The sequence below is a fragment of the Sulfurimonas sp. genome (assembly GCF_028694895.1).
Taxonomy (GTDB): domain Bacteria; phylum Campylobacterota; class Campylobacteria; order Campylobacterales; family Sulfurimonadaceae; genus Sulfurimonas.
Window position 1 is genome coordinate 1 of record NZ_JAQVKA010000002.1, and the last position, 13106, is coordinate 13106.

Annotated in this window: 16 protein-coding genes; 11 read left to right on the forward strand and 5 right to left on the reverse strand. The window is 33.6% G+C overall.

The window, feature by feature from the left end:
* On the forward strand, window positions 1–1061 hold a 1061-nt coding region (murJ, locus tag PHI38_RS00470), incomplete at its 5' end, for a murein biosynthesis integral membrane protein MurJ (protein ID WP_299851220.1).
* 7 nt (window positions 1062–1068) lie between these two features.
* Here the strand turns inward: murJ and PHI38_RS00475 are convergent.
* Window positions 1069–1356, reverse strand: a complete 288-nt coding sequence (locus tag PHI38_RS00475; protein ID WP_299851223.1) for a type II toxin-antitoxin system RelE/ParE family toxin — start codon at window positions 1354–1356, stop codon at window positions 1069–1071.
* On the reverse strand, window positions 1349–1603 hold the full coding sequence (locus tag PHI38_RS00480) for a type II toxin-antitoxin system Phd/YefM family antitoxin (protein WP_299851226.1): 255 nt from the start codon (window positions 1601–1603) through the stop codon (window positions 1349–1351). The genes PHI38_RS00475 and PHI38_RS00480 overlap by 8 nt, the downstream gene beginning before the upstream one ends.
* Window positions 1604–1730: 127 nt before the next feature.
* Here PHI38_RS00480 and PHI38_RS00485 point away from each other — a divergent pair, with 127 nt between their 5' ends.
* The 3 genes from PHI38_RS00485 to cysS are packed head-to-tail and all read left to right on the forward strand — an operon-like array spanning window position 1731 to window position 3697.
* The gene (locus tag PHI38_RS00485; protein ID WP_299851229.1) at window positions 1731–1976 is read left to right on the forward strand and encodes a type II toxin-antitoxin system CcdA family antitoxin; all 246 of its coding nucleotides are present in this window, start codon (window positions 1731–1733) and stop codon (window positions 1974–1976) included.
* Entirely contained in the window at window positions 1976–2281 is a 306-nt protein-coding gene (locus PHI38_RS00490; RefSeq protein WP_299851232.1) for a CcdB family protein, read from the forward strand. The genes PHI38_RS00485 and PHI38_RS00490 overlap by 1 nt, the downstream gene beginning before the upstream one ends.
* 15 nt (window positions 2282–2296) lie before the next feature.
* Window positions 2297–3697 carry a cysteine--tRNA ligase gene (gene cysS / locus PHI38_RS00495; RefSeq protein ID WP_299851235.1) on the forward strand — a complete coding sequence of 467 codons (1401 nt, stop codon included), beginning with the start codon at window positions 2297–2299 and terminating at the stop codon, window positions 3695–3697.
* Between the two features lie 4 nt (window positions 3698–3701).
* Here cysS and PHI38_RS00500 read toward each other — a convergent pair whose 3' ends face one another.
* The gene (locus tag PHI38_RS00500) at window positions 3702–4898 is read right to left on the reverse strand and encodes an FAD-dependent oxidoreductase (RefSeq protein ID WP_299851238.1); all 1197 of its coding nucleotides are present in this window, start codon (window positions 4896–4898) and stop codon (window positions 3702–3704) included.
* 76 nt (window positions 4899–4974) lie between these two features.
* On the opposite strand from PHI38_RS00500, the gene PHI38_RS00505 reads away from it, so the two are divergent.
* Window positions 4975–5886: a class I SAM-dependent methyltransferase gene (locus PHI38_RS00505; protein WP_299851241.1), complete on the forward strand. Its 912-nt coding sequence runs from the start codon at window positions 4975–4977 to the stop codon at window positions 5884–5886.
* Window positions 5887–6006: 120 nt separating this feature from the next.
* Here PHI38_RS00505 and PHI38_RS00510 read toward each other — a convergent pair whose 3' ends face one another.
* Both PHI38_RS00510 and PHI38_RS00515 read right to left on the reverse strand, forming a co-directional pair.
* Window positions 6007–6564 carry a DJ-1 family glyoxalase III gene (locus PHI38_RS00510; protein WP_299851244.1) on the reverse strand — a complete coding sequence of 186 codons (558 nt, stop codon included), beginning with the start codon at window positions 6562–6564 and terminating at the stop codon, window positions 6007–6009.
* A 14-nt stretch (window positions 6565–6578) separates the two neighbouring features.
* Window positions 6579–7514 (reverse strand): HD-GYP domain-containing protein, encoded by a 936-nt coding sequence (locus PHI38_RS00515; protein WP_299851248.1) that lies wholly within the window; start codon window positions 7512–7514, stop codon window positions 6579–6581.
* A gap of 163 nt (window positions 7515–7677) precedes the next feature.
* Between PHI38_RS00515 and PHI38_RS00520 the strand changes: the two genes are divergently transcribed.
* The 6 genes from PHI38_RS00520 to PHI38_RS00545 are packed head-to-tail and all read left to right on the forward strand — an operon-like array spanning window position 7678 to window position 12997.
* Entirely contained in the window at window positions 7678–8544 is an 867-nt protein-coding gene (locus PHI38_RS00520) for a UbiA prenyltransferase family protein (RefSeq protein WP_299851251.1), read from the forward strand.
* Complete coding sequence (locus tag PHI38_RS00525; protein WP_299851254.1) at window positions 8541–8930, forward strand: GtrA family protein; 390 nt, start codon at window positions 8541–8543, stop codon at window positions 8928–8930. The genes PHI38_RS00520 and PHI38_RS00525 overlap by 4 nt, the downstream gene beginning before the upstream one ends.
* A 2-nt stretch (window positions 8931–8932) precedes the next feature.
* A complete protein-coding gene (locus PHI38_RS00530) occupies window positions 8933–10225 on the forward strand; it encodes an FAD-binding oxidoreductase (RefSeq protein ID WP_299851257.1) in 1293 nt (430 codons plus the stop codon).
* Window positions 10222–10953, forward strand: coding sequence for an SDR family oxidoreductase (locus tag PHI38_RS00535; RefSeq protein ID WP_299851260.1), 732 nt, complete (start codon window positions 10222–10224; stop codon window positions 10951–10953). The genes PHI38_RS00530 and PHI38_RS00535 overlap by 4 nt, the downstream gene beginning before the upstream one ends.
* The gene (locus tag PHI38_RS00540; RefSeq protein ID WP_299851264.1) at window positions 10950–12422 is read left to right on the forward strand and encodes a glycosyltransferase family 39 protein; all 1473 of its coding nucleotides are present in this window, start codon (window positions 10950–10952) and stop codon (window positions 12420–12422) included. The genes PHI38_RS00535 and PHI38_RS00540 overlap by 4 nt, the downstream gene beginning before the upstream one ends.
* The gene (locus tag PHI38_RS00545) at window positions 12419–12997 is read left to right on the forward strand and encodes an HAD family hydrolase (RefSeq protein WP_299851267.1); all 579 of its coding nucleotides are present in this window, start codon (window positions 12419–12421) and stop codon (window positions 12995–12997) included. The genes PHI38_RS00540 and PHI38_RS00545 overlap by 4 nt, the downstream gene beginning before the upstream one ends.
* Window positions 12998–13106 lie beyond the last annotated feature (109 nt).

The following is a 13106-nucleotide window of genomic DNA, read 5'->3' on the forward strand; positions in this document are numbered from 1 at the left end:
TATCAGCCCCATTTGTTGCTATAAACTTTTGGTACTTACCTCTTATCTTTGGGGTTACTTTTTTAAGCACTATGCTTCAGTACAAACGCCACTTTGCTACAACAGCATTTTCTACGGCACTCTTAAATATCTCGCTCATAATAGCGTTACTGCTTAGTGAAGATAAAAGCCAAAGCGATATAGTCTATTATCTTAGCTTTGGTGTAGTTATTGGCGGTATTTTACAGCTTATCGTGCATATCATAGCTCTTTATAATCTAGGGCTTTTTAAACCTTTAGTTGGCGGGTTTAAATACTTAAGAGAAAAATCACACCTCATAAAAGAGGAGAGCAAAAGATTTAAAAAGCAGTTTTTTCCTGCAATGTGGGGAAACTCAACACCACAAGTTAGTGCCTTTTTAGATACCTTTTTAGCTTCATTTTTAGCAACTGGTTCTATCAGTTATCTCTACTACGCAAATCGTATATTTCAACTCCCTCTAGCTCTTTTTGCAATAGCCACTTCAATAGCACTCTTTCCCTCAATCGCAAGATATATAAAAAACAATGATGAGCAAAAAGCTAGACACTATATGCAAAAAGCATTTTGGTTTTTAGCCGCTTTACTCAGTGCAAGTACTATTGGCGGATATATACTCTCACAAGAGATTATTTGGCTTTTATTTGAGAGAGGCTCATTTGTGGCAAAAGATACACTTATTAGCTCTTATGTGCTTCAGATGTATATGATAGGACTGCTACCACTTGGCCTTCAAAAGCTTTTTTTACTTTGGTTATATGCAAATGAGCGACAGCTTCATGCAGCAAAAATTGCAACATTCTCTCTTGTTTTTTATATAGCATTTGCACTACTTCTCATTACTCCTCTAGGAGCAGCTGGTTTAGCACTTGCTGGGACAATTAGCGGTTTTATAGGCTTTGTAATGACTATCAAAGCTTTTGGTGTAAAAGAGTTTTTTGATATACTTAAAGATAAAAAAGCTATCTATCTTCTTGCTGGTTCTTTTGTTTTAATAATTTTACTTATGATTTTCAAGGATTTTATCAGTGTTTATATTTGATAAAGTATTAAAATTTAGGTAAGTTTTCCCTAAAAATAATCAATATATTTATCTCATTACCTATTATTTTATATATGATTGAGTAGCCTTGATAGACTAATTTTCTGCTATCAGCAGCTAGCTCTTCTGTGGCTCTTCCTGATTTTGGAAAATTTTGCAAAGTACCTACGATATAACTCTTCATCTTATCTAAGTATCTATCTGCTAACTCTTCACTTTTAGTTTGTTCATAAATATATTTAGCTTGTTCAACTAAATTTTTCAGAGCTACTTTAGAGAAATTAATTTTATACACGATACGATTTTTTAGCTACTTCAAAAGCATCATCAATATCCATAAACTCGCCTCTTTCTATCTCTTTGAGTGCTATTTTTATATCTTGTTTTATTTTTGCATGTGTAGCATTATATTCATCAAGTGAAATAATTACTACCGACTTTTCACCCTTAGTAGTTACAATAACTTCTTTATTATTGTCACACACATCATCTATAATACTTTTTAAATTATTCCTAGCATTTGTATAATTTATAGCTTGCATTTTTAAACCTTTATGACAGAATATTGTCATTATAGCATCTTATCAAATAGAATAAACTAATTATATTTTATAAATTATCTATATGTGATATAATCATACACATTATCTATACACATAGGAGACAAAAATGACAATACTTTATAATTCAGAAGCAAAGAAAAAAGCTACTAATCTTAGTATTAATTCTGACTTACTTAAAAAAGCAAAAGAGCTTCAGATAAATATCTCTAACTCTTTAGAAAAAACTCTTATAGAACTTATAAAAGAGCAAGAGATGAAGAGCTGGGAAGACAAAAACAAAACTTCAATTAATAGTTATAATAAAAGAGTTGCTAAAAATGGTCTCTTTGGTGATGATATGAGAAGTTTTTAATGGCTCAGTTTGATGTATATACAAATCCAAACCTTAAAACAAATGAAGATATACCATTTTTACTTGACATTCAAAATGATTTACTAAAGAGTTTATCAACAAGAGTGGTTATACCTTTGGTTTTAAACATGAAACCTGCAAAAATATTAAACCCACAATTTGAAATCAACTCTCTAACTCTAACTATGTCAACAGCTGAGTTAGCAGGTATATCAAAAGATAACTTAGGCTCATTTGTCTGCTGTGTAGAAGATAAAAGAGATGAAATAATAGCAGCTGTTGATTTTATGATAACTGGTTTTTAAAAAGGAAATAAATAAATGACACTTTACGATTCAGCCAAAAAAACAAAAAGAGAGTTTATACCTCAAGTAGAAGGTAAAGTTAGTCTTTATGTCTGTGGTCCAACTGTTTATGATGATGCTCATTTAGGACATGCTAAGAGTGCTTTAGTTTTTGACCTTTTATCAAGAGTACTGAGTGCAAATGGTTATGAAGTAACTTACGCAAGAAACATAACAGACATAGATGATAAAATCATAAACAAAGCAGTAGAGCAAAACAAAACCATAAAAGAGATTACAGATTTTTATACAGATGCTTATCATAAAGAGATGGCGCTTCTTGGTGTAAAACGCCCAGATATAGAGCCAAAAGCAACAGAATCACTTGATGCTATGTACGCTCTTATACAAAAGCTTCTTGATAACAAACATGCTTATAAAACAGATGATGGAGATGTCTATTTTGATACTTCAAGCGATAGCGATTATCTAACTCTTTCAAAAAGAGTTCAAGATGAGAGTGAAAAACTCCAACGTGTTGAGAGCTCCTCGCATAAAAAAAATCCTGCTGATTTTGCACTTTGGAAGAGCGTAAAAGACGATAGCATAACTTTTGACTCCCCTTTTGGCAAAGGCCGTCCAGGGTGGCATTTGGAGTGTTCTGCTATGATAGAAAAGCACTTGAGCAAACCTGAAGCAAAGTTCGCTGTGGATATTCATGGTGGTGGAGCTGATCTGCTTTTTCCTCACCATGAAAACGAAGCGGCACAAACTAGATGTGGAACTAACCACGCATTAGCTGCGTATTGGATGCATAACGGTTTTGTTAACATTGATGGTCAAAAAATGAGTAAGAGTTTAGGAAACAGTTTTTTTCTAAAGGACGCTCTAAAAATATATGATGGAGAGGTTTTACGTTTTTATCTCCTTAGCACTCACTATAGAAGTAACTTTAACTTTAACGAAGAAGATTTAGCAACTGCAAAAAAACGCCTTGATAAAATCTACCGACTTAAAAAAAGACTCTTTGATATGACTCATGAGGATGAAAAAACAGATTTTCAAGAAGAGTTACTAGCGGCTCTTAATGATGACCTTAATATCTCTGCATCACTAGCTCTCATTGATGAGATGATAACTCGTGCAAATGAGACACTAGATACTCCAGGCAAACATAAAGAGCTAAAACGCGAAACTCTCTCAAACCTCGCTTATATAAAAAAGCTACTTGGTTTTGGCGTTAAAAATCCTTATGAGCACTTTCAATTTGGTGTTGATGAAGAGATAAAAGAAGAGATAAAAGCACTTATACAAAAAAGAGATGAGGCAAAGAAAGTAAAGGATTTTGCAGCTTCTGATGCATTAAGAGATGAGATTTTAGCTTATGGAGTAAACCTTATGGATACTCCACATGGGAGTTTTTGGGAGAAGATATAAAAATTTATGGATTTTTTATCCTATTTTTATATCCCGTATTAATTCTAAGACGAAGCCCTAAATGGTAAGCGTATGTTATAGCTTTTTTTAGCAGATACGCGCTATATCCTTTTACTTTTATCACACCAAAGAGTTCCCCACTTGCCCAGCGTCCTCCAAGAGCGATAAAGACTCCAAGAACTTTAGCGTCAAATGGTTTTATGCTTTTATTGTCAATTCTTTTACGGATAGATTCTGCGACATACTCAGCACTTCTCTCAGCAGTTTGAGCTGTTGGAGGTAGCATACAACCTGAACCATCACGTATCTCTACACAATCACCAATGGCAAATACATTCTTTTTTTCTCCAATATTTAGCATCTTGTCTGGAATGAATTGAGAAATTCTATTTTTTTGCACATCAACAGTATCATTCAAATCAGATGCCTTTATACCACCTGTAAATATCATAAAGTGGTACTTTAGAGCATCTTGATCTTTAAAATAGATAAAATCTTCATCCATTCTCTGTATAAAAGCGTTTGTTAAAATATTTACTCCCAAAGCTTCTAGTCTTTTGTGCGTACTCTTTATCAAAAAGTCACTCATCCCCGGTAAGATAGTCTTGCTTGCGTCTATTAGATGTATCTTTATACTATTTACACTACAGCCTATCGTCTTTTTATAGACCTCTAATACCTTTGCCATCTCAGCTGCAACTTCAACACCACTAAGCCCTGCTCCACCAATTGCAAGATTTATCTCTTGCATCTCTTCGTTTTGTAATTTTTTATATATTAGGTTTGCAAACTCTACTCTAAAGTTATGCGCTCTATCAAGGCTTTTAACACCAAAACTATGTTCTCTTAATCCCTCTATAAAAGAGAAAAAGTTTGTTTTAGCACCTGTTGCTATTATGAGATAATCATAAGATATTACTCCATTACACACTTCAACACTTTGTGATTCAAAATCAATATTTTTTGCACTATCGCAAACAAATGTAACCTTTTTCTTAAAACCACCACACCAATCTTGCAAATCAATAACAACATCATGCAGATCAAATCTACCAGCTATATACCCATAGGCTTCGGTTTGTAGGTAGTGATATGGGTGTTTATCAATCAGTGTTACATCAATGTCACTCTGCTGCGCTAAAAACTCTATAGCGCGAAGTCCACCATAACCACCGCCAATAACAACTACTCTTTTGTTCAAATTTTGCCTTTTATTCAATAAATAGTTAAAATTATACAATTTATAAGAGTTATTAATCAAAAACTATTGGATAAAAATGAGTATTGAAGAGTTAAGAATTTTACTAAGAGAAAGCTCAAAAGATGTGAGTGAGGAGTTTAAGAGACTTTTTCATGGCAGAGGTGGAATTTATGATGGGTTTAAGTACCTAACAATCGACTCTATTGATGAAGTACTAAGTGTTGCTCTTTTTATTAAAGATGAGGCTGAAGAAGAACTTCTTTTGATGCTAAAAGAATTTATAACCACCTCCAGATATAAAACTTTGGTAGTGCAAAGACGTTATGAAAAAGGCTCTGTTGGTGAGGTTTTAATAGGTGAACTTGATGAGAATCTTTATGCGCTTGAGAATGGAATGAAGTTCAAACTAAATCTTCTCTCAAATCAAAACAGTTACTACTTTGCAGATATGAAAAATGGCAGAGCATTTGTGAGAGAAAACGCTAAGGATAAAAAAGTGTTAAATCTCTTTAGTTATACATGCGCATTTAGCGTGGCAGCAAAACTAGGGGGCGCACAAAGCGTTTCAAACATAGACATGAGCAAAGCATCTTTATCCATCGGTGAAGCAAATCATCATCTAAATAAAATAGAGCCAAGAGGTGTTAGTTATCTACCACACAACATACTAAAATCATTCTCAAAAATAAAACAAAACTCTCCATACGACCTCATCATCATAGATCCACCGACCTTCCAGAGAGGCAGTTTTGAAGCGAGCAAAGATTATGAAAAGATTGTAAAAAAACTCTCTCAAATCGCCTCAGATGATTGCTTGGTATTAGCATGCCTAAACTCAACTGAGCTAGATTGTGAGTTTGTTATCAACCTCTTTAAAGAGTTCGCACCTGAGTTTAGCTTTGTAAGAAGGCTTGATAACGTAAAAGAATTTGCAAATTTTGATGAGCAAAAATCTCTTAAAAACCTTCTATTTTATCATACACACTAAAACGAACTCGTCCGTTTTAGTGGGAGGGACAAATGTCCCTTCCAACCCCCTGAAGCTACGAAAAACTTTGTTTTTCGAGAAATAAATTTACACTACTTTATACAAAAAAATAGCGTAAATTTATTGACAGTAAGTTGCCAGAAGTCCGCTCTTTACCTCTTGATACTTCTCTTTGCCTGCAAGCTTTTTAACTATTTGCAGACCAAAACAGATAGCTGTAGCAGGTCCGCGTGATGTCATAACATTAGCATCTTCGACAACCATCTCTTTATCGCTAAAGCCATCTTCTCTTATCTCTTTTTCAATCGTTGGATAACATGTATAGTTATGCTTGAGAACTCCAGCACTGTGAAGTGCTAGCGGTGCTGCACAAATTGCACCTATTAATTTTTTATCCTTGTCCATAGTTTTGAGGATTTTTTGAACATTTTCATCATCTTTTAGGGCCAAAGTTCCCTCCCATCCTCCAGGAAGAACTATCATATCAAGAGTAGATACATCAACACTCTTTATCTCTACATCAGCTAAAACGTTAACGCCGTGTGCACCCTTAACCTCTTTTTTGCTACCAAGGGAAGCCATGATAACTTCAATCCCGCCTCGTCTTAAAACATCTATGATATTAATCGCCTCTATCTCTTCAAATCCATCTGCTAGAGGTACTAAAACTTTACTCATAATTTCTCCTTTTTTTATTTAAATATCTCTATAAATTTATTTATCAATTTAGAATCTAAATAATCCTTCATTTGAAGTTTCATCAGCTTTAGGGCATCAAAAGTAAGCATAGCATCTCTATATGTTCTTTTGCTTGTTATTGCGTTAAAAATGCTACATATGCTTATAATACGAGCATAAAGAGGAATATCTTCTTCTTTAAGTCCGCAAGGATAACCACTCCCATCAATCTTTTCATGATGATATATTATACCAGCTAGAATATTTTCATTTTTTATACCAATTTTTTTTGCCATCTCATACCCAAAGAGAGCGTGTTTCTTTACCTCTTCAAACTCTTTTTTTGTTAACTTTGTATTTTTATCTATAATATTAGAATCAATTTTAATTTTTCCTATATCATGCAACATTGCAGATTCACCAAGTTCATGAAGTTCATCTTTGCCAAGTCCAATGCAAGTACCTAGACACAAAGAGTAAATAGCCACATTTAAAGAGTGCGTATGGACATAGTATTCACTTGTTGCTTCACTCATCAACGACTTTACTCTAAACTTTTCATCTGCTACTGTTCCAACAATATCACCTACTATTTTTTTGATGCAATCATAGTTAGTAATGTCTTCTGGATTGTCAAAGAACTCAAGTAACTTTTCTGAAGCGTTCTTGTATAATATTTTAGATTCTGCTTCAAAACTAACGTTCTTACTTTTAACTATAGAATTAAGATATGTTTTATAGTATTTTTTATACTCAATATACTCAGAATCAACTACAAAGATCAATTCTGCATTTTGTAACTCTGTTTTGTTCTCGCAAGCTATAACAAAACCCTTACTTATACAACACTTTATATCTGTTTTAGACTCTAACGAAAAAAAGATATCAAAATCATAATAAAGACCTTCTTTAATGATGTTTTTATCAATTGAAATATACTTACTTGACATTATTATTTACCCAATTTATCATATAGATTTGTATTTTAAAAAATTATACATTCCCTTACTTTAATAACTCTTTTATACAAGAGCCAATTATCTCACTTTATACTTTTTTGGTTACATTTATAACTAAAGTGTTATAATTTGGCTTAAATTAATAGGAGAAATTTTGGTAGAGATTTTTAAATTATTTAGAGTCCATCAATATATAAAGAACCTTTTTATATTTATGCCACTGCTCTTTTCGTTCTCTTACATGGACGCTCACGACAACATCTATACTCTTATAACATTTGTTCTTTTTTCTCTTCTAGCAAGTAGCGTTTATATCTTTAACGACCTTATGGATATAAATGAAGATAGAGCCCATCCAACTAAAAAATATCGCCCAATTGCAAGTGGAGCAGTCTCAACAAAGAGAGCAAAATCACTTATATTAGTATTATCACTCACATCTTTATCTCTATCGCTTGTACTTAGTTTTAAGCTTTTTATTGTTCTTTTAATCTACTTTATTTTAAATATTTCATACTCAACAAAACTAAAACATATTGCTATTTTAGATATATTTATAATCGCTACAGGCTTTGTTTTGAGACTCTTTGCGGGTTCTGTTGTAACAGACATAAACCTCTCTATGTGGATTATCCTTATGACTTTTCTTCTTGCTATATTTTTAGCTTTAGCAAAAAGAAGAGATGACGTGCTCCTTTCCCTTGAGGGTCAAGAGACTAGAAAAAACATAGATGGATATAACCTTGAGTTTGTAAATGCGGCTATGGTTCTTATGGCTGGTGTTGTGGTTGTTAGCTACATACAGTACACAATTTCTCCTGAGGTAATTGAGCGAATCGGAACAGAGTATCTCTATCTAACCTCATTTTTTGTAGTCCTTGGCATACTTAGATATATGCAGATAACTTTTGTAGAACAAGATAGCGGTAGTCCGAGTAAAATCGTAATAAAAGATACTTTTTTAAAAGTCACTATACTCTTTTGGCTCATTAGCTTTTTGGTAGTTACAAAACTTATATGATTGCACTTAGATATATACTATTTGCAGTTCTCTCAACTGCGCTAAATATACTTTTTCAGTACCTTAGCTTTATGCTCTACGGTGGCTTTTTATCGCTCTATGTTGCAATGTTTATCGGTACTGTCGCTGGTTTAGTTTTAAAATATATATTAGATAAAAAGTACATCTTTTTTCACACACCAAAGAGCAAACGTGATGATGGACGGAAGTTTTTTCTATACTCTTTGATGGGACTCTTTACAACTTTTATCTTTTGGGGTTTTGAGATCAGCTTTGATGCTCTGTTTGTGAATGAAAATGCAAAATACATAGGTGCTGTTATAGGCCTTAGCATCGGATACGTTGTAAAGTATTTTCTAGATAAAAAATTTGTCTTTAAGGATTAGTTATGAGTCTGCTTAGTTGGGGAATGTTTCCAAACATACAAAACAAAATATTTACTCTTCGAGATGAGAAAAGCCTCTCTTCATACATAAAAGAGACAGATGAGTTTATACCTTATGGAAATGGCAGAAGCTATGGAGATAGTGCACTGAACGACAATATCATCTACGCAAAACCTTACAACAATTTTTTATCTTTTGATGATAAAAAAGGGATATTGCATGCTCAAGCTGGTGTACTTCTAAGCGAGATACTAGAAGCCTTTGTTAGTCGTGGATGGTTTTTAAAAGTAACTCCTGGAACAAAACTTATAACTTTAGGCGGAGCGATTGCTAGTGATGTTCATGGTAAAAATCATCATGTTGAAGGCTGTTTTAGTGAGTGCGTTGAAGAGTTTACTATCATGGGTGTTGATGGCAAAATAAAGAGCTGTAAAAGAGGCGATGAGCTGTTTTTAGCTACATGTGGCGGCATGGGTTTAACTGGCGTAATACTAAGTGCAAAGATATCGCTAAAGAAGATAAACTCTAAAAATATAAATCAAACAACTATCAAGACAAAAAACTTAAAAGAGACATTTGAAGCGTTTGAAAATAATAAGGAAAAGCCCTATTCTGTGGCTTGGATAGACTGTTTAGCCAAGGATAAAGATATTGGAAAATGTCTGCTTATGGTTGGAGATTTTGCAGATGATGGCAACTTAGAGTATAAAAGTAAAAAGAAGCTAACCATTCCATTTAACTTCCCCTCATTTGCGCTAAATACACTAAGCGTAAAGGCGTTTAACTATCTTTACTACGCAAAGGCAAAAGATGGTATCTCAAAGCAAAAAGTAGATATCGATACTTTTTTCTATCCACTTGATGCCATTGGAGATTGGAATAAAATCTATGGAAGTGGTGGGTTTACACAGTATCAGTTTATACTTCCTAAAGAGCAGAGTTACAAGGGTTTAAAAGAGATACTTACTAAGATTTCCGCTTCAGGAAAAGGCTCATTTTTGGCTGTTTTAAAACTTTATGGCAAAGAGAATAAAAACTACCTCTCATTTCCTCTTGAAGGCTACTCTTTAGCACTTGATTTTAAGATAGAGCGCGGGCTATTTGAGCTTTTAGATGCGCTTGATGAAGTAGTTATAAGACACGGTGGAAGAATCTACCTCACAAAAGATGTGCGTGTAAGTAAAGAGACATTTGAGAAAGGTTATCCTCAAATAGAGAAGTTTAGAGCATACAGAAAAGAGCATAAAATGGATAAAAAATTAAATTCACTACAATCAAAAAGGGTTCAAATATGAGTTATGTTTTAATACTAGGCGCAAAAGGCGACATGGCAAAAGAGTTAGCACGTGTATATGCAAAAAATGGTTACAACCTCTACTTAGCGGCAAGAGAGGCTTCAACCCTAGAGGATTTAAAACAAGACATTGAAGTAAGAAGTGGAGTTGATGTTGAGCTAGTAGAGTTTGATATAACTGCCTTTGAGACTCATGAGAAGTTTTACACTTCACTAAAGAAGAGACCTCTTGGCGTAATAGTTGTAGCTGGTTTTATGTGTGAGCAAAAAGTAGCGCAAAATGACTGGAGCAAGACGCTACAAACCATAAACGTAAACTACACAGGCGCACTTAGTATCTTAAATATAGTTGCAAATGATTTTGAAAAAGAGAGACACGGTTTTATAGTTGGAATCAGTTCAGTTGCAGGTGATAGAGGAAGAAAAACAAACTATATCTATGGAAGTGCAAAAGCTGGTTTTTCTGCGTATTTGAGTGGTTTAAGAAACAGACTTTATGAGAGTGGCGTGAGTGTTTTAACTGTAAAACCAGGATTTGTAAATACAAAAATGACTGAATCACTTGATTTGCCTAAAAACCTAACAGCACAGCCAGAGGACGTGGCTGAAGATATATTTAAAGCACAACAGCGTGGGCGAAACATCATATATACAAAGTCTATCTGGATGTTTATTATGCTCATAATCAAGCATATCCCAGAGTTCATATTTAAGAAAATGAGCATATGATTAGAAGTTATCAAAAAGAGCTCCTTTGGCTCTTTAGTATCTTTATCTTTAAGATAGCCATTCTTATCATGTTGCCTCTTACGGGCGATGAAGCCTACTTTATAAAGTGGGGTAACAATTTATCCTTTGGCTATTATGATCACCCTCCAATGGTTGGCTGGATAATATATCTGATGAGCTTCCTTAGCGATTCGCATATCTTCTTTAGACTCTTTGCAGTCGTTACAACTTTTGTAACTGCTTATGTTATCTATAAAATAGCCCTACTCTACCATGTACAAAAGCATAAAGCCGCTCTTGTCTCATTTATCTTCTTAGCTTCTCCTATCGATGTGCTGCTGGTACTTATGACAAACGATGTAGCCCTACTTTTCTTTAGCTCGCTTGGAACTCTTTTCTTTTTATACTCACTAGAGAGAGGACGTTTATCTTACGCTATCTTGGCTGGTCTTTTTTTAGGAGCTGCATTTTTAAGTAAATATTTCGCTGTTTTTTTAATGATATCTCTACTTCTTTTCTCGTTTTATATATATGGTCGCAAAGCCCTAAAGAGCGTACTTATCGTCGCATTTATCGTCTCTGTTTTCATTGCTCAAAACCTCTACTTTAACTATAACAGTTGCTGGAATAACATACTCTTTAATTTCTTTGCAAGAACACAGAGTAGTAGCTATAACATCGGCTCTGTCTTAGGATATTTTGGACTTATTTTATATATACTAACCCCTTGGGGACTCTACTATTTGTACAAAACAAAGTTTAGTAAAAACAATCTTTTAAAGCTTCTTATATCAATACTAAGCGTTGCATTTTTTATCTTTTTTATAGTCTCTTTAAAGAACAATATAGGCCTTCACTGGTTTTTGATATTTGTACCATATATCTTTTTGCTCTTTACTTTTATGGATGATAAGCATCTAAAAAAACTACTCAAATATAATGTTATATTTACCTCTGTTCATATTATTATCTTGATGAGTATTTTAAACACTCCTCCATCACTTCTTAGCGAGCATAAAAAATACTCTGACATTGTTATGTATACCCAGCCAGAGGTTTTATGTAAAAAGCTTGAAATCTTTGATGATGAGAAGATTTTTACACTTGGTTACTCAACTGCGTCTCTTCTTTCTCACTACTGCAAAAGAGAGGTATATACCATCTTTAACAACTCAAAATACGGACGTATGGATGATAAACTCTTAGATGTAAGAACTCTAGAGGGCAAAGATATCACCATCTTTAACAAAAGCCCTATAAAAAAAGAGCAACTACAAAGTGTATGTTCTTCATCTGAACTTAGCAGTTTCGAGCTAAATGATGCAACTTTTTACACTGCAAAATGTAGAGATTTCAACTATGATGAGTATAAAAAACTATATCTTGAGTATCAAAATAAGCACTTTTACAACATCCCTTCGTGGCTTCCACTTGGGAAATGCTACTTTAAAGAGAGGTATTTTAATTGAATCTAGCCTTATTTGATTTTGATGGAACACTAACTACAAAAGACTCTTTAGATGAGTTTTTAAGATACAGCGTTGGCAAAAATAGATACCTACTAAACATGCTCAAATTCATTCCTAATTTTGCTCTTTGGAAATTAAGATTTATATCAAACTCAAAAGCAAAAGAACGTTTATTTGAGATATTTTTCAAAGGCATGGACGAGGCACTATTTCGAGCTAAAGCAAAAAGTTTTTCTCTATATAAACTTGACTCAATCATAAATGAGCAGAGAATGAACATCCTTAAAGAACATCAACAGAGCAACACAAGAGTAGTAATAGTCTCAGCTTCTATGAAGTGTTGGTTAGAGCCATGGTGTAGAAAAAATGATATTGAACTTCTATCCACTGAACTAAAGTTTGAAGATGGCAAATACAGTGGCAAATTTTTAACCCCAAACTGCCATGGACAAGAGAAAACCAATCGCATAAAAGAGTATCTAAATCTTGATGAGTATGAGACTATTTATGCATACGGAGATAGCTCTGGAGATATGCAGATGCTGGCTATGGCACACTTCCCAACAAAGTACTAATTAAAAATCTAATGGGCTAATAACTTTAGCCTTGTTAATCTTATTTGTTTAAGCTACATCGTGTTTGTTATGTAGTTTTTTCAACAATTAACAAACACTTTTGTATGTT

What these genes read in the sequence shown, in the direction of transcription:
- PHI38_RS00480 (WP_299851226.1), bottom strand. Translation starts at nt 1,603, where the DNA reads ATGCAAGCTATAAATTATACAAATGCTAGGAATAATTTAAAAAGTATT.
- PHI38_RS00485 (WP_299851229.1), top strand. Translation starts at nt 1,731, where the DNA reads ATGACAATACTTTATAATTCAGAAGCAAAGAAAAAAGCTACTAATCTT.
- PHI38_RS00490 (WP_299851232.1), top strand. Translation starts at nt 1,976, where the DNA reads ATGGCTCAGTTTGATGTATATACAAATCCAAACCTTAAAACAAATGAA.
- cysS (WP_299851235.1), top strand. Translation starts at nt 2,297, where the DNA reads ATGACACTTTACGATTCAGCCAAAAAAACAAAAAGAGAGTTTATACCT.
- PHI38_RS00505 (WP_299851241.1), top strand. Translation starts at nt 4,975, where the DNA reads ATGAGTATTGAAGAGTTAAGAATTTTACTAAGAGAAAGCTCAAAAGAT.
- PHI38_RS00510 (WP_299851244.1), bottom strand. Translation starts at nt 6,564, where the DNA reads ATGAGTAAAGTTTTAGTACCTCTAGCAGATGGATTTGAAGAGATAGAG.
- PHI38_RS00515 (WP_299851248.1), bottom strand. Translation starts at nt 7,514, where the DNA reads ATGTCAAGTAAGTATATTTCAATTGATAAAAACATCATTAAAGAAGGT.
- PHI38_RS00525 (WP_299851254.1), top strand. Translation starts at nt 8,541, where the DNA reads ATGATTGCACTTAGATATATACTATTTGCAGTTCTCTCAACTGCGCTA.
- PHI38_RS00530 (WP_299851257.1), top strand. Translation starts at nt 8,933, where the DNA reads ATGAGTCTGCTTAGTTGGGGAATGTTTCCAAACATACAAAACAAAATA.
- PHI38_RS00535 (WP_299851260.1), top strand. Translation starts at nt 10,222, where the DNA reads ATGAGTTATGTTTTAATACTAGGCGCAAAAGGCGACATGGCAAAAGAG.
- PHI38_RS00540 (WP_299851264.1), top strand. Translation starts at nt 10,950, where the DNA reads ATGATTAGAAGTTATCAAAAAGAGCTCCTTTGGCTCTTTAGTATCTTT.